The organism is Lysobacter terrae, from assembly GCF_054782215.1.
In genome coordinates this window covers 200,417-219,274 of sequence record NZ_BAAGSX010000003.1, presented here as the reverse complement: position 1 = coordinate 219,274, position 18,858 = coordinate 200,417, and the positions used below count along the sequence as shown (strand labels likewise).

Annotated in this window: 22 protein-coding genes and 1 tRNA gene; 17 read left to right on the top strand and 6 right to left on the bottom strand. The window is 67.3% G+C overall.

Going from position 1 to position 18,858, the window contains the following annotated elements; genetic code table 11:
• Positions 1–240 precede the first annotated feature (240 nt).
• The 10 genes from ACYVJ8_RS10240 (at position 241) to ACYVJ8_RS10195 (ending at position 8,286) form a co-directional block, all read left to right on the top strand.
• On the top strand, positions 241–948 hold the full coding sequence (locus ACYVJ8_RS10240) for a hypothetical protein (RefSeq protein WP_460711986.1): 708 nt from the start codon (positions 241–243) through the stop codon (positions 946–948).
• Between the two features lie 381 nt (positions 949–1,329).
• Entirely contained in the window at positions 1,330–1,566 is a 237-nt protein-coding gene (locus ACYVJ8_RS10235) for a hypothetical protein (RefSeq protein ID WP_460711984.1), read from the top strand.
• 88 nt (positions 1,567–1,654) lie between these two features.
• On the top strand, positions 1,655–2,332 hold the full coding sequence (locus tag ACYVJ8_RS10230) for a response regulator transcription factor (protein ID WP_460711982.1): 678 nt from the start codon (positions 1,655–1,657) through the stop codon (positions 2,330–2,332).
• Positions 2,325–3,686 (top strand): sensor histidine kinase, encoded by a 1,362-nt coding sequence (locus ACYVJ8_RS10225; RefSeq protein WP_460711980.1) that lies wholly within the window; start codon positions 2,325–2,327, stop codon positions 3,684–3,686. Before ACYVJ8_RS10230 ends, ACYVJ8_RS10225 begins: the two co-directional genes overlap by 8 nt.
• Before the next feature lie 145 nt (positions 3,687–3,831).
• Positions 3,832–4,410, top strand: coding sequence for an anthranilate synthase component II (locus ACYVJ8_RS10220; protein ID WP_460711978.1), 579 nt, complete (start codon positions 3,832–3,834; stop codon positions 4,408–4,410).
• A gap of 7 nt (positions 4,411–4,417) precedes the next feature.
• On the top strand, positions 4,418–5,458 hold the full coding sequence (gene trpD, locus ACYVJ8_RS10215) for an anthranilate phosphoribosyltransferase (RefSeq protein WP_460711976.1): 1,041 nt from the start codon (positions 4,418–4,420) through the stop codon (positions 5,456–5,458).
• Positions 5,455–5,793, top strand: a complete 339-nt coding sequence (locus ACYVJ8_RS10210; RefSeq protein WP_460711974.1) for an antibiotic biosynthesis monooxygenase family protein — start codon at positions 5,455–5,457, stop codon at positions 5,791–5,793. Before trpD ends, ACYVJ8_RS10210 begins: the two co-directional genes overlap by 4 nt.
• 11 nt (positions 5,794–5,804) lie before the next feature.
• Entirely contained in the window at positions 5,805–6,596 is a 792-nt protein-coding gene (gene trpC, locus ACYVJ8_RS10205; RefSeq protein WP_460711972.1) for an indole-3-glycerol phosphate synthase TrpC, read from the top strand.
• Between the two features lie 9 nt (positions 6,597–6,605).
• Entirely contained in the window at positions 6,606–7,367 is a 762-nt protein-coding gene (locus tag ACYVJ8_RS10200; RefSeq protein WP_460711970.1) for a haloacid dehalogenase-like hydrolase, read from the top strand.
• A 19-nt stretch (positions 7,368–7,386) separates the two neighbouring features.
• Positions 7,387–8,286, top strand: coding sequence for a carboxylesterase family protein (locus ACYVJ8_RS10195; protein WP_460711968.1), 900 nt, complete (start codon positions 7,387–7,389; stop codon positions 8,284–8,286).
• Here ACYVJ8_RS10195 and ACYVJ8_RS10190 read toward each other — a convergent pair.
• Genes ACYVJ8_RS10190 through crp form a run of 3 tightly spaced genes read right to left on the bottom strand, consistent with a single transcriptional unit; the run spans position 8,264 to position 9,767 of the window.
• Complete coding sequence (locus ACYVJ8_RS10190) at positions 8,264–8,635, bottom strand: zf-TFIIB domain-containing protein (RefSeq protein ID WP_460711966.1); 372 nt, start codon at positions 8,633–8,635, stop codon at positions 8,264–8,266. The genes ACYVJ8_RS10195 and ACYVJ8_RS10190 overlap by 23 nt on opposite strands.
• Before the next feature lie 20 nt (positions 8,636–8,655).
• Positions 8,656–9,117 (bottom strand): GNAT family N-acetyltransferase, encoded by a 462-nt coding sequence (locus ACYVJ8_RS10185; protein ID WP_460711964.1) that lies wholly within the window; start codon positions 9,115–9,117, stop codon positions 8,656–8,658.
• 14 nt (positions 9,118–9,131) lie between these two features.
• Positions 9,132–9,767 carry a cAMP-activated global transcriptional regulator CRP gene (gene crp / locus ACYVJ8_RS10180; protein WP_460712141.1) on the bottom strand — a complete coding sequence of 212 codons (636 nt, stop codon included), beginning with the start codon at positions 9,765–9,767 and terminating at the stop codon, positions 9,132–9,134.
• A 292-nt stretch (positions 9,768–10,059) separates the two neighbouring features.
• Between crp and speD the strand changes: the two genes are divergently transcribed.
• Complete coding sequence (speD, locus tag ACYVJ8_RS10175) at positions 10,060–10,851, top strand: adenosylmethionine decarboxylase (protein WP_460711962.1); 792 nt, start codon at positions 10,060–10,062, stop codon at positions 10,849–10,851.
• Between the two features lie 201 nt (positions 10,852–11,052).
• Here speD and coq7 read toward each other — a convergent pair whose 3' ends face one another.
• Positions 11,053–11,694 (bottom strand): 2-polyprenyl-3-methyl-6-methoxy-1,4-benzoquinone monooxygenase, encoded by a 642-nt coding sequence (gene coq7 / locus ACYVJ8_RS10170; protein ID WP_460711960.1) that lies wholly within the window; start codon positions 11,692–11,694, stop codon positions 11,053–11,055.
• A 9-nt stretch (positions 11,695–11,703) separates the two neighbouring features.
• Positions 11,704–12,921, bottom strand: a complete 1,218-nt coding sequence (locus ACYVJ8_RS10165; RefSeq protein WP_460711958.1) for a (Fe-S)-binding protein — start codon at positions 12,919–12,921, stop codon at positions 11,704–11,706.
• Between the two features lie 181 nt (positions 12,922–13,102).
• Between ACYVJ8_RS10165 and rplM the strand changes: the two genes are divergently transcribed.
• The 5 genes from rplM to maiA all read left to right on the top strand — a co-directional run bounded on the left by rplM (position 13,103) and on the right by maiA (position 15,998).
• Complete coding sequence (rplM, locus tag ACYVJ8_RS10160) at positions 13,103–13,531, top strand: 50S ribosomal protein L13 (protein ID WP_460711956.1); 429 nt, start codon at positions 13,103–13,105, stop codon at positions 13,529–13,531.
• Positions 13,532–13,543: 12 nt separating this feature from the next.
• Positions 13,544–13,936 carry a 30S ribosomal protein S9 gene (rpsI, locus tag ACYVJ8_RS10155; RefSeq protein WP_460711954.1) on the top strand — a complete coding sequence of 131 codons (393 nt, stop codon included), beginning with the start codon at positions 13,544–13,546 and terminating at the stop codon, positions 13,934–13,936.
• Positions 13,937–13,963: 27 nt separating this feature from the next.
• Positions 13,964–14,038: transfer RNA gene (locus ACYVJ8_RS10150), tRNA-Gln, on the top strand.
• 204 nt (positions 14,039–14,242) lie between these two features.
• Complete coding sequence (locus ACYVJ8_RS10145; protein WP_460711952.1) at positions 14,243–15,229, top strand: fumarylacetoacetate hydrolase family protein; 987 nt, start codon at positions 14,243–14,245, stop codon at positions 15,227–15,229.
• 94 nt (positions 15,230–15,323) lie between these two features.
• On the top strand, positions 15,324–15,998 hold the full coding sequence (gene maiA / locus ACYVJ8_RS10140; RefSeq protein ID WP_460711950.1) for a maleylacetoacetate isomerase: 675 nt from the start codon (positions 15,324–15,326) through the stop codon (positions 15,996–15,998).
• Between the two features lie 70 nt (positions 15,999–16,068).
• On the opposite strand, the gene ACYVJ8_RS10135 is transcribed toward maiA, so the two are convergent.
• On the bottom strand, positions 16,069–17,184 hold the full coding sequence (locus ACYVJ8_RS10135; RefSeq protein ID WP_460711948.1) for a PilT/PilU family type 4a pilus ATPase: 1,116 nt from the start codon (positions 17,182–17,184) through the stop codon (positions 16,069–16,071).
• A gap of 147 nt (positions 17,185–17,331) precedes the next feature.
• Between ACYVJ8_RS10135 and ACYVJ8_RS10130 the strand changes: the two genes are divergently transcribed.
• Positions 17,332–18,513 (top strand): DUF4398 domain-containing protein, encoded by a 1,182-nt coding sequence (locus ACYVJ8_RS10130; protein ID WP_460711946.1) that lies wholly within the window; start codon positions 17,332–17,334, stop codon positions 18,511–18,513.
• Positions 18,514–18,858 lie beyond the last annotated feature (345 nt).

Sequence of the window (18,858 nt, the reverse complement as noted above, 5' to 3'; positions counted from 1 at the left end):
ACCGGCTCTGAACGAGTGACCCTGAACGATTAGGCGGGCGGCGCCCGTCGTTCGGTCCCTGCCGTTCGTCGCATCGAACCGAATGGGGCGGCTTCCGCGTCCGGTGGCCGCGCACCTCAACGTTTTATTCACGGACAGCACTGTTCACTGCCAGCGCGCGCAGTGAGCCCGAAGCCATTGCGCGCTTTCGACAAGGATGTCCCGTGATGCCGATTGCGTAACTTCGAGGGAGAGTGCGCCATGCATCAGATTCCCGACAGCAATGTCCAGGCCCGTTTCGCCAACGGTTACGCGCGTACGGTCGAATTGATTTGTCCGCGCTGCCACGAGAAGGCGGTATTCGAGGCGAAGCCGTGGCAGGAGCACGGGCGCCAAGTCGTCGCCACGGAAATGAGCTGCACCCGCTGCGAGTCCGAAGGTCTGCTGGTGCAGATCGTCGACGACTTCGGCAACAGCAAGCCGGGCTCGTTGTTCACCTGGCCCGAGCCCGGCGGTCGCGGCGCCATGCCCGGATTGCAGCATCTGCATGCACTCTCCGGACCGCTGGCGCGCAGCTACGAATCGGCGGTGAAGCTGTACAACCACGCCGAATGGGGCGCGACCGCGCTGGTCGTGCGGCATCTGCTCGAAGGCCTGTCCACGCGGCTGCTGCCCGCCGACAAGCGCGATCTGCCGTTGCCGCGGCAGCTCGATGCGCTGCCGCGCGATCTCGACCTGGTCAAGCCGCTGCAGGACATCTCGCAATGGATGGCGCCCGAAGGTCCCTTCGGCCGCCACTTCGATGACGAGAGTTCGATCGACAAGGTGACCGCGGAACATCTGCTTGAACTGGCGGAGCAGTTGATCCAGTACCTGGTGGTGATGCCCGGCGAAATGGCCGATCTCAAGAGCCGCATCGCCACCGCGCCGGTGCCGCTGCCGTTGCGGCGGGGTACGGGCGTCGCCTAACGCGGGTGTGATCGGCACTTCCCTCGCCCCGCTTGCGGGGAGAGGGACAGCGGCGCGTAGCGGCGCAGGGTGAGGGGACGTTAGCGGCGGCGCGATCCCGGCTGGGCAGGCGGCGCCGGGGGGCAGTCGCGACACGCCGTGAATCCGTCCATGGAGGCTTCTCGGCGGCATCCATGCCGCCGACAGTCGCGCCTGCCCACCAGCACCGCCTGCCCTCCCACTCATCTCGCCGCGTTGGCAAAAAGCAAAGACGAAGCACGGGCAGCGAACATTACGGATAGTTCATGCAGCGGAAAGGGCGGCGATAACGGCCGCGGCGCAACCTGTTCCTGCGATGGGGATGACCCCACCGGCCTAGAAACTTCCCACAGGAGCAGCCACATGACCCACCTTCGCAAGACCCTGTTCGCCGTCGCCCTGACCGCCCTGACCGGTTCGGCGCTCGCCGCCACGCCGGCCGCCGCGCCGACCGCTCCTGCAGCGACCCCGGCTCCGGCCAAGACCGCCGTAGCCAAGACCACCGTCGCCAAGCACAAGCATCACCTCGCCAAGATGAAGAAGGCGGAGACCAAGGACGCCAAGTCCGCGCCGGCCAAGACCGACGGCAGCAAGAGCTGATCCTCTCGACGCCCGTAGGTGGATGCGGGCCGGATACCCCGTCGAAGCGTTTTCGGCGGGGTATCCTTTTTTGGAGCCCGGAGCTGACATGCGCATCCTGCTGGTCGAAGACGATCCCCATACCGCGGCCTTCATCCTTAAGGGCCTGCGCGAGGATGGGCATGCGGTCGATCACGCCGCGGACGGCAAGCAGGGCCTGTTCCTGGCCACGACCGAGAGCTACGACGCGATCGTGCTCGATCGCATGCTGCCCGGCGTCGATGGTCTGGTCGTGCTGCAGACCTTGCGCGGCGCCGGCAGCCGCACGCCGCTGGTGCTACTCACGGCGCTGGGCGAAGTGGATCACCGCGTCGAAGGCCTGCGCGCCGGTGCCGATGACTATCTCGTTAAGCCGTTCGCCTACGCCGAACTGAGTGCGCGCCTGGACAGCATCGTGCGCCGCCAGCGCAGCGGCGACGAACGCGAGCCGACGCGCCTGCGCGTGGGCGAGCTCGAACTGGACCTGCTCAGCCGCGAAGCCCGTCGCGGCGACCGCCGCATCGAACTGCAGCCGCGCGAGTTCCGCCTGCTCGAATACCTGATGCGCCAGGCCGAGCGCGTGGTGACGCGCACCATGCTGCTGGAAGCGGTGTGGGACTATCACTTCGATCCGCAGACGAACGTCATCGACGTGCACATCAGCCGGCTGCGGCAGAAGATCGATCATGGCTTCGCGCGCCCGCTGCTGCACACGGTGCGCGGCGCGGGCTACAGGCTGGGTGAATAGTTTGGCTGGGCGCACGAGTTTGCGGCCGCTCTCCACCAGCACGCGGCTGGCGCTGGTGGTGATGGGCTCGTTCCTGCTGGCCTTCGTCCTGCTCGGCGCGGGCATCTACTACGCGGTCTCGACATTGTTGCTGCAGGACACGCGCGAACTGGTGCGTACCGATGCGGCGGGGCTGGTCGACCTGTACCGCGAGGACGGGCGCAGCGCGCTGCTCGAAGAACTGCAGCGCCGGCAGGAAGCGCCCGAAGATCCCGATGCGGTCTATGCGTTGGCTTCACCGCAGGGACGGCGGCTTGTCGGTAACGTCCAGCCCTTGCGGCATGGGCCGATCACGACGCGCTGGACGGAATTCGACGAACCCGGCGAAGACGGCACGCTGCGTGTGGTCGCCTACGAACAGAAGCTGCCCGACGGCAGCCGGCTGCTGACCGGGCTGCGACTGCGCTCGCAGGATCGCTTCCTCGTGCTGATGCAGCGCACGGCGCTGGTGGCGCTGCTCTTTGCCGCCACGCTGGGTGCGCTGATCGGCTGGTCGACGTCGCGCTGGGTGTCGCGTCGTCTGCGTAGCCTCGATGCCACGGCGGAACGCGTGGGCGGCGGCGAGCTGACCCTGCGCGCGTCGCTGGATCACAGCGACGACGCCTTCGACCGGCTGGCGCGCCGCTTCAACGGCATGCTCGACCGGATCGAGGAATTGCTCGGCGGCGTGCGCCACGCCACCGATCACATCGCGCACGACTTGCGCACGCCGCTGACCCGACTGCGCAATCGTCTGGAGGAACTGCGCCAGCAGGCCGATGCGACCCAACGCACCGCGCTGGACGGGGCAGTGGCCGAAACCGATCAGCTGCTGCAGTCCTTCGGCGCGTTGTTGCGGCTGGCGCGCATCGAGGCGCAGGCGCCGTCCGCGGACGATCCGGAGGTGGATCTGCGCGCGCTGGTGACCGATGCGGTGGATCTGTATTCCCCCAGCGCAGCGGATCGCGACGTCCGCCTTCGTGCCGCCTTGCTGCCGGCATCGGTGCATGGCGATCGCGACCAGTTGTTCCAGGCCGTGGTCAATCTGCTCGACAACGCGGTCAAGTACGCGCCGGCGGGCAGCGATGTCGATGTCTCGCTGCTCACCGACGCCGAGGGCGTAGCGCTGCAGATCGACGACCGTGGGCCCGGAATTCCCGAAGCCGATCGCGAACGCGTCTTCGACCGATTCCAGCGCCTGGAGAGCCACCGCGGCTCGCCCGGTGTCGGCCTGGGCCTGAGCCTGGTGCGCGCGATCGCGCAGCGCCATGGCGGCCGGGTGCTGTTGCTGGATCGCGCGCCGGGGTTGCGTGTGCGACTGATCCTGCCGGGCTGAGCCTGACTGCGCTGCCAGGCTGCGAACGACCTGGCCGCCCCCGACACCGAAGTTTCATGAGTGCGACCCGGCGGCCGGCAAGCGCATGCGATATCCTGCCCGGCCCGTCCGCGCCCCCGCCGCGGCACCGGAAGTAGGCCGTTCCATGCTGTTGATGATCGACAACTACGACAGCTTCACCTTCAACCTCGTGCAGTACCTGCAGACGCTGGGCGCCGAGGTGAAGGTGGTGCGCAACGACGAACTGTCGGTGGCGCAGATCCGGGCGCTGGCGCCCGAGCGCATCGTGATCTCGCCCGGACCGTGCACGCCGAACGAGGCGGGCGTTTCGGTCGATGTGATCCGCGAGCTCGGCGGCACCACGCCGATCCTGGGCGTGTGCCTGGGGCATCAGAGCATCGGCCAGGCCTATGGTGGCGACGTGATCCGCGCCAAAACGATCATGCACGGCAAAACCTCGCGCATCCGCCACGAAGGGCAGGGCGTGTTCGCCGGCCTGCCGGACGGTTACGAAGCCACGCGCTACCACTCGCTGGTCGTCGCCCGCGACACGCTGCCCGACTGTCTGGAAATGACGGCCTGGACCGACAACGACGACGGCTCCTTCGACGAGATCATGGGCCTGCGCCATCGCGAGCACCCGGTCGAAGGCGTGCAGTTCCATCCCGAGTCGATCCTGACCGAGCATGGGCATGCGTTGTTGAAGAACTTCCTGGAGAAGTGAGGCGGGAATGCCCATCACACCGCAAGAAGCGCTCCAGCGCACCATCGAGCACCGCGAGATCTTCCACGACGAAATGGTGGATCTGATGCGGCAGATCATGCGCGGCGAGGTGTCTGCGACCATGACCGCGGCCATCCTCACCGGCCTGCGGGTGAAGAAGGAAACCGTCGGCGAGATCGCCGGCGCGGCAACGGTGCTGCGCGAATTCGCGCGCCCGGTGCAGGTCGCCGACCGCGCCAACCTGGTCGACATCGTCGGCACCGGCGGCGATGGCGCGCACACCTTCAATATTTCCACCGCGTCGATGTTCGTCGTCGCCGCGGCCGGCGCCAAGGTCGCCAAGCACGGCAACCGCAGCGTGTCCTCGAAGTCGGGCAGCGCCGACGTGCTCGAAGCGCTGGGCGCCAATATCGAGTTGCAGCCCGAGCAGGTCGCGGCCTGCATCGAGCGCTGCGGCATCGGCTTCATGTTCGCGCCGGTGCATCACCCGGCGATGAAGACGGTGGCGCCGGTGCGCCGCGAGATGGGCGTACGCACGATCTTCAACATCCTCGGGCCGCTGACCAATCCGGCGAATGCGCCGAACATCCTGATGGGCGTGTTCCATCCGGACCTCGTCGGCATCCAGGTGCGCGTGCTGCAGGAGCTGGGTGCGCGACGCGCGCTGGTCGTGTGGGGCCGAGACGGCATGGATGAACTCTCGCTGGGCGCGGCCACGCTGGTCGGCGAGCTGCGCGACGGCGTGGTGCGCGAGTACGAAGTGCATCCGGAAGACTTCGGCATCGCCATGGCCGCCTCGCGCAACCTGCGCGTGGCCGATGCGCTGGAGTCGAAGGCGATGCTGCTGGGCGCGCTCGACAACAAGCCGGGTCTGCCGCTGGAGATCGTCGCGCTCAATGCCGGTGCGGCGCTGTATGCCGCGGGCGTTGCCGATTCGATCGAGCAGGGCATCGGCCGCGCGCGCGAGGCGGTCGCTTCCGGTGCCGCACGGGCCAAGCTGGAACAGTTCATCGCCGCAACGCGCGATGTCGCGGGGGTTTCCGCATGAACGGCTTCGCCAAACTGCCCGAGCCGCCGTACTTCGCGGTGATCTTCTCCTCGCAGCGCAACAGCGACGACGAGGCCGGCTACGCGGCCGCGGCCGAGCGCATGCTGGAGCTGGCCCAGCAGCAACCCGGTTACCTCGGGGCCGAGTCGGTGCGCGGCGCCGACGGCTTCGGCATCACCGTGTCGTACTGGGAGAGCGAAGCGGCGATCGGCGCGTGGAAGCATCACGCCGAGCACGCGGCGACGCGCGCGCACGGACGCAAGCATTGGTACGAACATTTCGAGCTGCGCGTGGCGAAGGTGACCCGGGCATACGGAAAACCGCAAGCCCCGTAAAATCTCCCCCCATGACCGACATCCTTACCACCATCCTCGCCCGCAAGGCCGAGGAGATCGAACAGCGCAGCCGTGTGCGCCCGCTGTCGGAGCTGCGCGCCCGCGCGCTCAATCAGCCGGCGACGCGCGGTTTCGTGCGTTCGATCCGCTCCCGGTTGCAGGCCGGCGAGCCGGCGGTGATTGCGGAGGTGAAGAAGGCCAGCCCGTCCAAGGGCGTCATCCGCGCCGACTTCCGCCCGGCGGAGATCGCGCGCAGCTACGAGGCCGGCGGCGCCGCCTGCCTGTCGGTGCTGACCGACGTCGATTTTTTCCAGGGCAGCAACCTGTACCTCAGCGAGGCGCGCAGCGCCTGCCGCCTGCCGGTGATCCGCAAGGACTTCATCGTCGATCCGTATCAGGTGTACGAGGCGCGCATGATCGGCGCCGACTGCATCCTGCTGATCGTCGCCGCGCTGGAGGATGCGCAGATGATCGAGCTGGCCAACCTCGCCGGCGAACTGGACATGGACGTGCTGGTGGAAGTGCACGACATCGACGAACTCGAACGCGCGCTGCAGACCGATTGCGAGCTGATCGGGGTGAACAATCGCAACCTGCGCACCTTCGAGGTATCGCTTGATACCACACTCGCGCTGAAAGACGCGGTGCCGCGGGACCGCATCCTGGTCACCGAAAGCGGCATCGCCACGCGCGAGGACGTCGCGAAGATGCGCGGCAACGGCGTAGACACCTTCCTGGTCGGCGAGAGCTTCATGCGCCAAACCGACCCGGGCGCGGCGCTCAAGCGCCTGTTCTTCAGCTGAGCCGCGCGCATGAGCGTGAAGGGAAAGCAGTATCCGAAGACGCGCGATGGTGCGCCGCTGGTCGTCTTCGACTTCGACCACACGCTCTACGACGGCGATTCAGGCAGTCATCTGTTCGCCTGGCTGATCCGCCGCAGCGGGTGGCGGCGTCTGCTGGCGCTGCCGATGCTGCCGGTGTTCCTGCCGCTGGTGGCGTTCCTGCCGACGCGGCGGTTCGGCGTCAGCGCCTTCGTCTGGGCGGGCACGGTTGGTTTCCATCGTTCCAAGGAACTGGACAGGCTGATCGATCGCTATGTCGCCACGCACGCGGAGGAGATCCGCAGGCGCTTGCTGCCGATCGGAATCGAAGCGCTGCACCGGCATCGCCAGGCGGGCGATCGTGTGGTCGTCGCCACCGGCGCGCCGCCGGAACTGGCGCGCGCGATCCTCGCCTTCGTCGCGCATGAAGACGTGCCGGTGGTGGGGACGGAGATCGGGCCGCGCCTGGGCGGCCTCGGCGCGAGGCGGCATTGCCACAACGAAATGAAGATGACGATGCTGCGCGAAGCGGGTTTCCGCGACGAGGTCGCGATCGCCTATTCCGACAGCAGCGCCGACCTGCCGCTGCTGCTCGCCGCGCGCAAGCCGGTGGTGGTGAATCCCAAGCCGTCGCGTGTGGCGCTGTTCCAGCGCGTGCTGCCGGCGGGTACGCCGATCCTCAACTGGGGTTGCCGCAAGCGCGGCGGTGAAGCGGTGCCGCCGGCCGCGACCGCAAGCCCCGCTCGCGGCTGATCGACGACAGGGGCCGACCATGCGTAGATGGCATTGGCCGGTCGTATGTGCGGCGCTGATCGCCGCCGCCGCCGTGGGCGGATGCGCACTCTGGCGGCGTGCCGACGTCCGTCATGAGGCCTACGACGCCCATGCGCGTGCTGCGAGCGCGTCGGCGCCCGCCTTGGAGGCCGCGGTGGATGTGCGGTTCGCCCCTTCCTCGTTCGTGGACAACCGGGGCATGCGGGTGCCGTACCGGCTGATGGCGCCATCGTCATTGGCTTCCGGCCGGCGCTATCCGCTGGTGGTGCTGCTGCACGGCTCGGGCGCGATGGGCGACGACAACACCAGGCAGATCGGGCCTGTCGCGCGCGCCTGGGCGGAGCCGGCGCTGCGCGAACGCTTTGCGGCCTACGTGCTGGTACCGCAAGTGTCCGTGCGCAGTGCCGAATACCACACCGGGCGCGATGGCCTGGCCGCGTCGGTGCCCGGTGCCTCGCTGGCGGCCGTGCTGGCCTTGATCGACGACGTCGCTTCGCAGCCCTCGATCGATACCGAGCGGATCTATCTCGTCGGCTTCTCGATGGGGGCCTCCGCGGCCCTGGATGCGGTGGTCGAGCGGCCGCGGCGCTTCGCTGCCGTCGTAGCCTTCGCGCCGGTGCCGCCGGAACGCGATCTCGCCGCGGGCGTCGCCAGCGTGCCCATGTGGCTGGTCCACGGCAGCGCGGACGCGGAAAACCCCTATGCCGCCGACCGCATGTGGGCGCAGGCCGTCGCCGCGGCCGGCGGCCGCCCGCGGTTCACCGTCATCGACGGCATGGCGCACGAATTCCCGCAGCAGATGCTGCGGCGTAGCGATTGGCGGGATTGGCTGTTCGCGCAGCGCTTGCGGCGCAGCGTCGCAGAACCGCAGTCGCTCAGGTCCGCTCGGGAGCGTTGAGGTCCTCGAAAAACTCCACCACGGTGTGCTCGGCGAAATCGCGGAATTCGCCCGCGTCGTAGAAGCGCCCGTAGCAGTTCTTGCAGCTCTCGAACCAGATGTGCGGCTGCTGCGGATCGACCATGCGGATCAGCGGCCAGTTGGTGCAGGTCGGGCAGGTGATGCGGTCGACGCGGTTGTATTGCTTGCCGACTTCGGCGTCGCCGCTGTCGATTTCCTTCGCCAGGTCCTTGAGGCGCTCGTGGTCGACGGGTGCGAACCACAGCCCGGTGCAGTTGGTGCAGCGATGGACAGTCGAGTTCTGGTAGGCGACGGGCGCCATCGCGGCATCGCACTTCGGGCACTGCATGGGTTCTCCTGCGGGCGCGATCAGTCGCCCAGTAGCTTGATGAAATGCCTGGAGCCTTCGTTGTAGCCGCAGCCCAGGTAGAAGTCGTGGGCGACCTTGCGCCGCGGATTGCTGGTGACCTCGATGCGCGCCGCCTGGGCGCGGCGGGCGATGGCCTCGGCTTCGCGCAGCAGCCGGCGGCCGATGCCCTGCCGGCTGCACTGGGACGAAACGACCAGGGCGGTGATGCGCGCCAGCTCGGCGCCACGGGCGAACGAGTAGCGGATGTCGAGCGACATCAGCCCACAGACGCCGCCTTCGATCTCCGCGACGACGCAGAACAGGTGCGGATCGTGCAGCACCCGCGAGATCCGCTCGAGGGCTTCATCGCGGTTGCACGGATAGCCCAACTCCTCCAGCAGGGCGGCGACGTCGTTGGCGTCGCCGATCTGGGCTGCACGGATACGTACCGCCGTGGAGGACGAACCGGCCAGCTTCGCCATCACCGGTCCGTGGCTCAGCCGCGGGTTCCGTAGAGGACCACGGTCTTGCCGCGGGCGTGGAGCTTGTTGTCGGCCTGCAGCTTCTTGAGGACGCGGCCGGCCATTTCGCGCGAGCAGCCGACCAGGCGGGACAGCTCCTGGCGCGACACGCGGATCTGCGTGCCCTGCGGGTGACTCATGGCCTCGGGTTCCTTGGCCAGGTCGTGCAGGGCGCGGACGATGCGGTCGGTGACGTCCAGGAACGCCAGGCGGCCGGCCTTGCGGCTGGTGTCCAGCAGGCGGCGCGAGATCTGGGCGCCGATCTGGTACAGCAGCTTGGGCGCGTCGGTCGCCAGGCGGGTCAGCAGCAGGTCGTAGAAGCGCTCGTGGCCGATCTCGGCGAGCTCGCACGGGGTGCGGGTGCGCAGGACGACTTCGCGGCGGTCGCTCTCCACGAACAGGCCGAGTTCGCCGATGAACTCGCCTGGGCCGAGGTAGCCGAGCACGAGCTCACGACCGTCGTCCTCCTCGGTGATGATGCTCACCGACCCGGAGATCAGGTAGTAGATCGTGTTGGCCGGGTCGCCCGGTCGGAACACGTCGGTCCGGGAGGGATAGCGGCGGCGGTGGCAATGTGCGAGGAAGCGCTCGATGGTGGCGCTGTCCGGCATCAAAGGGCTGTTGGTCTTGCGCAGGGCTATCACGGGATCAACCAGCTTGATGAGTTGATAGGAACCGGCGGAGCTTAGCCCAAGCGGCCGCATGGGCAAATAGTGCCGGATATTGCCGTTGGCGGTCACCAAAATGAAGACGGCCATCGCAAAAGGCCTTTTCGGGCGCCGCAGCGCCTCTCCGCGAGGCTGCGCCCTTCACCCTGCGCCGACGTTTGGCCCCCGTGTCCGATTGCCTCATAATCGCGCCCTCGCAAGCGCGGCCCCCCGCCGCCAGACCTGGATAGACGAAGTGGTCAAGCCGCTGCCGCGCCTGAAGCTTCAGGGCTTCAACAACCTCACCAAGGCGCTCTCGTTCAACATCTACGACGTGTGCTTCGCGGCATCCGAAGAGGAGCGCAAGCGCTACATCGAGTACATCGACGAGGCCTACAACGCCGACCGCCTGACCCAGATCCTGACCGATGTGGCGGACATCATCGGCGCGAACATCCTCAACATCGCCCGCCAGGACTACGACCCGCAGGGCGCCTCGGTGACGATCCTGATCTCCGAGCAGCCGGTCATCGACAAGGCCGACGCCAAGGGCGTGATCTCGGAAGCCGTGGTCGCGCACATGGACAAGTCGCACATCACCGTGCACACCTATCCGGAGACCCATCCGGACAACGGCATCGCGACCTTCCGCGCCGACATCGACGTGGCGACCTGCGGCGTGATCTCGCCGCTGAAGGCCCTGAACTACCTGATCGAGAGCCTGGAGTCGGACATCGTGGTCATGGACTACCGCGTCCGTGGCTTTACCCGCGACATCAAGGGCAAGAAGCACTTCATCGATCACAAGATCAACTCGATCCAGGACTACCTGGCCAAGAACATCAAGTCGCGCTACGAAATGCTCGACGTGAACGTTTACCAGGAAAACATCTTCCACACGAAGATGCACCTGAAGGAATTCGACCTCGACACCTACCTGTTCGAGGAGAAGGCGAAGAACCTGTCGTTCAAGGAGCGCATGAAGATCGAAGCGCGGCTCAAGCGCGAGATCGAAGAGCTCTACCACGGGCGCAATCTGCTCGATTGATTGGGGCGTGGAACTGAAAAAGGCCGGCAATTGCCGGCCTTTTTGTTTTTTATCGCGGCTGCGGCACGTCCCCTCACCCTGCGTCGCCGCGCGACGCTGTCCCTCTCCCCGCAAGCGGGGCGAGGGGGCTCTTCCTTCTCCCCGCTTGCGGGGAGAAGGTGCCCGAAGGGCGGATGAGGGGAGGCGCGCGAAGCGCGCCAGTCAGACCCGATAAGCGATCGACTTCATCAGATTCGACGCCATCGCCATCAGCGTCGGCACCGGCGGCGGCAGGATGCGCGCGCCTTGCGCCCGCGCATTGTCGGCATGGCGCGCCTCATCTTCCTTCATCACCTGCAGGATGGCGCGGCTGCGTGCGTCGGCGGCGGGCAGCGTTTGCAGGTGCTCGTCCAGATGGGCTTCGACCTGGCGTTCGGTTTCGACCACGAAGCCCAGGTTCCAGCCGTCGCCGCGCAGGCCGGCGAGCGCGCCGATCGCATAGCTGCCGGCGTACCACAGCGGGTTGAGCAGACTGGGTCGGCTGTCCAGTTCGTCCAAGCGTTGCGCGCACCAGGCGAGGTGGTCGGTTTCTTCCTGCGCGGCTTCGAGCAGGTGCGCGCGTGTGGTTTCGTCGCGCGCGACCGCGGCCTGGCCGACGTACAGCGCCTGGGCGCAGACCTCGCCGACGTGGTTGATGCGCATCAGGCCGGCGGCGTGGCGGCGCTCGGCCTCGTCGAGCACTACGTCGGGCTCCAGGGCGGAGGGGTTCGCGCGTTGCGCGAGCGGTGCGCCGAAGACCGTATCCAGTGCGTTCTGCGCATCGATGAGCAGGCGGTCGAGCGGGGTGAGGGCGCGTGCGTTCATGGGCGAAGTTTACTGCTGCGCCTTGGGCGGCGCGTGTGGCGGATCTGTAAGGCACTCGGCGAGAAATTCGAGCGGGTGCTGCACAGGCTTGGCGGTGGCATTCGCGAAATGCAGGCGGCAGCCGATGTTGGCGCTGAGCAGGCGGGTCGCGCCGCTGTTTTCGAAGGCTTCGATCAGTGGCTGGCGGTAGGCGGCCGCGCGATCGGGTTCCAGCAGCATCTGGGTGCCGGCGGCGCCGCAGCAACCGTAGCCGTGGGGTAGTTCGAGCAACTGAAGCCCGGGCACGCGCGCCAGCAATGCGCGCAGCGCGGCGGCCGATCCGACCACATTGCGCTGTGTGCAGGGCAGGTGCAGGGCGATGCGCTCATTGCGCGGGTTGAACGCGAGCCGGTCCACGTGCCGGTGCAGGAAGGCGATGGCGTCGCTCACCGTCGTGGTGCCGGATAGCGCATCGTGCACGGCTTCGTGGCAGCCACTTGCCAGTGTCAGCACGATCTGGTGACTGGAGAGCGCGGCGCGATTGGTCGCTGCCAATCGCGCGGCCGCACCGGACGCGCCGCCGTGCGCATGCAAGGCGCCGCAGCAGGTCTGCGACTCGGGCGTGTGGATGGCGAATCCTGCTGCCGCGCATAGGCGGGCAAGGGCCTCGCGCAAGGCGGTTTCGTACGGCCGTGCCACGCAACCCATGAAAAGCGCCACGGTCGCCTCTGGGGTCGCGCGCGGGGGCTGCCCCTGCAGCACCGCGCCAGGGGGGCGCGGCAGTGGCCGCAGCTTCGCCGGAAGCCGGTCGAACAGCCGCCGGTACACCGACAACAGCAAGGACAGCAGGCCAGGACGCGCCGTCAGCCACTCGGCTGTCCGCTGGCGCCAGCCGTGGCCGCGCCGCTCGCGCTGGCGGGTACGGGCGGCCACGAGCAGTTCGCCGTAAGCGACGTCCGCGGGGCAGACCGCCTCGCAACTGCGGCAGCCCAGGCAGTGATCGAGGTGGCGATCGGCGACGGCGGTCGGTTCGACCAAGCCCGATTCCCAGGCCCTGGCCAGCGCGATCCGGCCTCGCGGCGACTCCGCTTCGGTCCGGTCCAGGAGATAAGTGGGGCAGGCGGGCAGGCACAATCCGCACTGGACGCAGCGATCGGCCAGGGCGAGCAGCCGGTCCGGCGCCGATTCATCCTGGGGCGAGCGGGTCGGGCTCGAGCCGGGAGGGGCGGGGCGGACGGCCGGAGACATGGCCGGCGATGCTAGCACGCGGGTTTTCGCGGGCTTGCGGTGGCCGGGAGAGGCCGCTATCATTCCGCCTCTTTTCGCACCACCCAAAACGCGAGGCGAAGTTTCGCCGGTCGATGGCAGCCTATCCCGCTGCGTCCCGAGCGTAATCAGCCCGACCAGACTCACCCATAGCAGAGCAGTCATGAAGACTTTCACCGCCAAGAACGAGACCGTCCAACGCGACTGGTACATCGTTGACGCCTCGGGCAAGACCCTTGGCCGTCTGTGCTCCGAACTCGCGCGCCGTCTGCGCGGTAAGCACAAGCCCGTCTACACCCCGCACGTCGATACCGGCGATTACCTCGTGGTGATCAACGCCGAGAAGATCGCCGTGACCGGCAACAAGCTGCAGGACAAGATGTACCACCGCTTCACCGGTTACATCGGCAACCTGAAGTCCGAGACCCTCGGTCAGGCGCTTGAGCGCCACCCGGAGCGCGTGATCGAAATCGCCGTCAAGGGCATGCTCCCGAAGAATCCGCTGGGCCGCGCGATGTATCGCAAGCTCAAGGTCTACAAGGGCACCGAACATCCGCACGCCGCGCAGCAGCCGCAGCCGCTCGACTTCTAAGGCATCCAGCACATGGCACTCCAGCAGAATTACGGCACCGGCCGTCGCAAGTCCTCCACCGCCCGCGTGTTCCTGCGCAAGGGCGACGGCAAGATCACCATCAACCAGCGTCCGATCGACGAGTTCTTCGGCCGCGAGACCGCGCGCATGATCGTGCGTCAGCCGCTTGAGCTGACCAAGTCGAGCGACAAGTTCGACGTTCTCGTCACCGTCGCCGGCGGCGGCATCACCGGTCAGGCCGGTGCGATCCGCCTGGGCATCGCCCGCGCGCTGGTCGAGTACGATGAATCGCTGAAGACCGAACTGCGCAAGGCCGGTTTCATGACCCGCGACGCGCGCGAAGTCGAGCGTAAGAAGGTCGGTCTGCACAAGGCACGTCGTGCCACGCAGTTCTCGAAGCGCTAATATTCGGAACTGTAGGATCCATTGCACAGCCCCGTCGCCAAGCGGTAAGGCATCTGACTCTGACTCAGACATTCGGTGGTTCGAATCCATCCGGGGCTGCCAAATCCACGAAGAACCCGCCGCAAGGCGGGTTTTTTGTTTTTCGCTCCCGGTGCGGTGGATCGGGGTGATACGCAGCCCGTACCATCGTTCACCGCAGACACGCGCTGCGGCGCGTTCGGCGCAATCGCAACTGCTTTTTACGGGGGCGCCCTCCGTTACAATTGCAACTATCGCGCGGCATGCGCTGAATTTTCCGGAGACCCTATGAAGCTCGGTTCCCTCAAGGAAGGCGGCCGCGACGGCACTCTCATCGTCGTTTCGCGCGATCTGAAGCGCGCCGTCAAAGCCACCGGCATCGCCGATACGCTGCAGCGTGCGCTGGAGGACTGGTCGAATGCCGCGCCGCGCCTCAACGCGCTGTCCGATGCCTTGAACGACGGTCGTGCCGAGGGTGCGTTCGATGTCGATCTGACCGCGCTCGCTGCGCCGCTGCCCCGCACCTACGAATTCGTCGACGGCAGTGCGTACCTGCCGCACGTGGAGCGCGTGCGTCGCGCGCGTGGTGCCGAGGTGCCGGAGAGTTTCTACGTCGATCCGCTGATGTACCAGGCGGTGAGCGCCGGCTTCTACGGGCCGCGCGATCCGGTGCGCGTGGTCAGCGAGGACTACGGCATCGACCTCGAAGCCGAGGTCGTGATCGTCACCGACGACGTGCCGATGGCCGTGACCGCGGACGCCGCCGCCGCGCACATCCAGCTGATCGGCCTGGTCAACGACGTCAGCCTGCGCAATCTGATCCCCAACGAACTCGCCAAGGGTTTCGGCTTCCTGCAGTCCAAGCCGCGCTCGGCGCTGTCGCCCGTGTTCGTCACGCCGGACGAACTGGGCGATGCCTGGCAGGACAGCAAGGTCCATCTCCCGATGGTCACGCACATCAACGGCGAATGGTTCGGCGCACCGGAAGCCGGCGTGGACATGCAGTTCAACTTCGCCCAGCTCGTGGCGCACGCGGCGAAGACGCGGCCGCTCACGGCCGGCACCATCGTCGGCTCGGGCACGGTGGCGAACGAGGACACCTCGCTCGGCGCTTCCTGCTTCGCCGAGCGGCGCACGGTGGAAACCCTCGAACACGGCAAGCCGCTCACCCCCTTCATGAAGTTCGGCGATACCGTGCGTATTGAGATGAAGTCGCGCGACGGCGGCGATATCTTCGGCGCGATCGAACAGCGGATCGAGCGCCAGCCCGTCTGACCGGCGGCGCTGCCGGGCCGGCGGAAGGAGGACAGCCCGTCCGTCCGGCGGCTATGGTGCGTTACGCACGGCTTGGCCGTGATAGGGGGTTGCAGTGGAAAACGGGCAAGTCAGCGACCAGTTGCGCCTGTATTCGTACTGGCGTTCCAGCGCGGCGTATCGGGTACGGATCGGCCTGAACCTCAAGGGCCTGCCCTACGAGATCGTGCCGATCCACCTGCTGCGCGACGGCGGCGAACAGCGCACGGACGAATACCGCAAGATCAACCCGCAGGGCCTGGTGCCGGTGCTTCAGCACGGCAGCCGCCAGCTGCGGCAGTCGATGGCGATCCTCGAATATCTCGACGAGACCTGGCCCGAACGCCCGCTGCTGCCCGCGACCGCGCGTTCGCGTCAGCGCGCGCGTGCGCTGGCCCAGGCGATCGCCTGCGACATCCACCCGCTCAACAATCTGCGCGTACTGCAGTACTTCGAGCACGAGTGGAACGTGCCGCAGCCCGAGCGCGACGTCTGGGTACGGCACTGGATCAACGAAGGCTTCGCCGCGATCGAAGCCATGCTCAACGACCATCTTTCGACCGGTCTGTACTGCGAAGGCGAGACGCCGACGATCGCGGACTGCTGCCTGATCCCGCAGGTCTACAACGCGCGCCGCTTCGGTATCGACGTGGCGAAGTATCCGACGGTCGCGCGCATCGAGCAGGCCTGCATGAAGCTGCCTGCGTTCGATCTGGCGCGCCCGGAAATGCAGCCGGACAAGCCCGCCTGAGGCAGGCGGTCCTGAAGAGATTCTTGCCCGGGTGGCATGCGCCGCCCGGAAGCCCGCTCGGAAAAGCCGATCAACCCGCCGAGTTGCTGGCGAACACGTCCGCGTAGGGGTCGTGCTCGCCGGTGCCACCTTCGGAAAGGCGGAACTTGAGATCCAGGCCGTCGCGCGAGTCGGCGGCCTTGAGCGCTTCCTCGCGTTCGACCTTGCCCTGCTTGTACAGGCGGAACAGGCACTGGTCGAAGCTCTCCATGCCTTCCTGCAGGGAGCCCTCCATCGCCTGCTTGATCTCGTGGACCTGGCCGCGACGCATCAGGTCGCGGATCATCGGGGTGTTGATCAGCACTTCGGTCGCCGGCAGGCGGCGGCCGTCGACACCGACCACGAGGCGCTGCGAAATCACCGCGCGCAGATTGAGCGCGAGGTTCATCAGCACGTTCTTGTGCGCCGACTCGTGGAAGAAGTTGAGGATGCGCTCCAGCGTCTGGTCGGCGTTGTTCGAGTGCAGCGTCGCCAGGCACAGGTGGCCGGTTTCGGCGAAGGCGATCGCCGCTTCCATCGTGGTCGCGTCGAGGATTTCGCCGATCAGGATGACGTCGGGCGCTTCACGCATCGCGTTCTTCAGCGCGTTGTGGAAGGCGTGGGTATCCAGGCCGACTTCGCGCTGGTTGACGATCGATTTCTTGTGCTTGTGCAGGTATTCGATCGGGTCCTCGATGGTCAGGATGTGACCCGAGGTATGGGTGTTGCGGTGGTCGATCATCGCCGCCAGCGTGGTCGACTTGCCCGAACCGGTGGAGCCCACGATCAGCACCAGGCCGCGCGGGGCCATGATGATGTCCTTGAGCACCTGTGGCAGCTGCAGCTCTTCGATCGACGGAATGACGCTGCGGATGGCGCGGATGACCATGCCGACTTCGCCGCGCTGCTTGAACACGTTCACGCGGAAGCGACCCGCTTCCGGAATGGCCAGCGCCATGTTCAACTCGAGGTCGCGCTCGAACATGGGCACCTGGCCCTCGTCCATCAGCGAGTAGGCGATCTTCTTCACCATGCCTGCAGGCAGGCCGGTGTTGCCTAGCGGGTACAGCTTGCCCTCGACCTTGATGTACACGGGGGCGCCGGTGGTCAGGAACATGTCCGACGCGTTCTTCTCCGTCATCAGCTTCAGGAAGTAGCCGATGTCCATGTGTACATACCCTCAATGTTCAATGGCGGTACGCATTGCAAGCGCACCGCGAGCTTCCGACAATGGCCGCGCCGAAGTTACACCCATTCCCGGTCGCCACGGCATCCCCCAATGACCCCAAGCTTCGCACAAATCCGCAACGTTACGGTGGCACTGGTTCTCGCTTCGGCTTTGCCGGCACTGGCGGCGCCGCCGCCCACGGCCGAGCTGACTGCGGCGCAGCAGGCCGTCAGCCGCGCCGACAGCGCAGACGCCGACCAGTACGCCGCCCAGGAAATGGCAACGGCCCGCAGCGAGCTGACGCAGGCGCAGGCGGCCATGACGGACCGCAAGAACAAGGACGCTCTGGCGCTGGCCCTGGCCGCGGCGGCCGATGGCGACCTGGCCTACGAACGCAGCCGTGCGGCGCAGACGCGTACCGAGCTCGCGCACCGGCGCTCGGAAATCGCCGACCTGCGCCAGCGCCTGCAGGTCGATGCTGCCGCCGGCCCGGCCAGTCCGCTCGACAATGAAGCGGCGCCGGTGGGCGAGCTCGCCATCCGCTTGCAGGCGCTGGCGGCCGATGCGCAGCTGGCGCCGTACGCCGCCTTCGAACGGCTGCGCGCACAGCAGGCGGTCGATGGGCTGGCGAAGACCCGCGGCCGCAAGCGAGATGCGGCCGATTACCTGGCCCAGCGCCGCGTAGAAATCGCCGAACTCGCCGCGCGCACGGAGGCGACCCGCCGCGCCATCGACCAGTTGGATCGCGAACGCTCGGACCTGCTGATCGAGGCCAGCCGCCGCGATGCCGAGGCGGCGCGCGCCGAAGCCGAACGGCTGCGCGTGCAGGCGCAGATCCAGGCCGAGGAAACCGAGCGCCTGCGTCAGCAGGCCACACAGAACGAAACGGCGATGCAGGACGTCGAGGCGGCGATCGCCGGCGTCAGCGACGTGCAGGCGGCCAAGCTCAAGGCAGCGCGCGAACGCGAGGCCAAGCTGGCGCGCGAGGAGGCCGAACTGGTGGCCGGCGGCAAGTTGCCGGCGTCGCGATGGGACGAGCGCGGTGAGGTCTTCACGCTCGGTGCCGACGCCTTCGCGGCCGGCAAGGCCACGCTTTCGGAAAAGGGCGCCAGCAGCGTCCGCACCCTGGCCGCCTACCTGCAGGCCACCAGCGGCAGCGCCGCCCGCATCGAGGGCGTGGACGCCAAGGCCGCGCTCGCCCAGCACCGCGTCGAAGCCGTGCGCGACGCCCTGATCAAGGCCGGAGCGTCCAAGCAGCAGGTTCGTGCGGCGGTCGGCGCGGCGGGCAAGTCCAAGCCCCGCGTCGAAGTCGTGGTAACGACAAAATAACAAGCTAAATCATATATTTAGATTTGTTTTTGGGTGCGTGTCGCAATCTGCGCACCATTCGTCCGCGGCCGCTTGCCGCGGCCCTCGGCCAGGAGTAGCGTCGGATACCCGAGCGGCCCATTTGCCGCTTGGTCGAGAGCCCGGCCTATGACGCAGACGCCCCTTTCGCAGGAACCCGCCGCCACAAAAGTGGTCGCGGCGGGCCTGTATGAAGCGGGCCCGCTGGACGTTCGAAATCTGAGCCGCCATTCCGGCCGGCTCCCACTACACCTGACGCAACGCCTCGGTCTCACGGCTGGGGCGTTTTTGCGTTCGGGGTCCCCCGGCGCCAAGCCGCCTGTACCT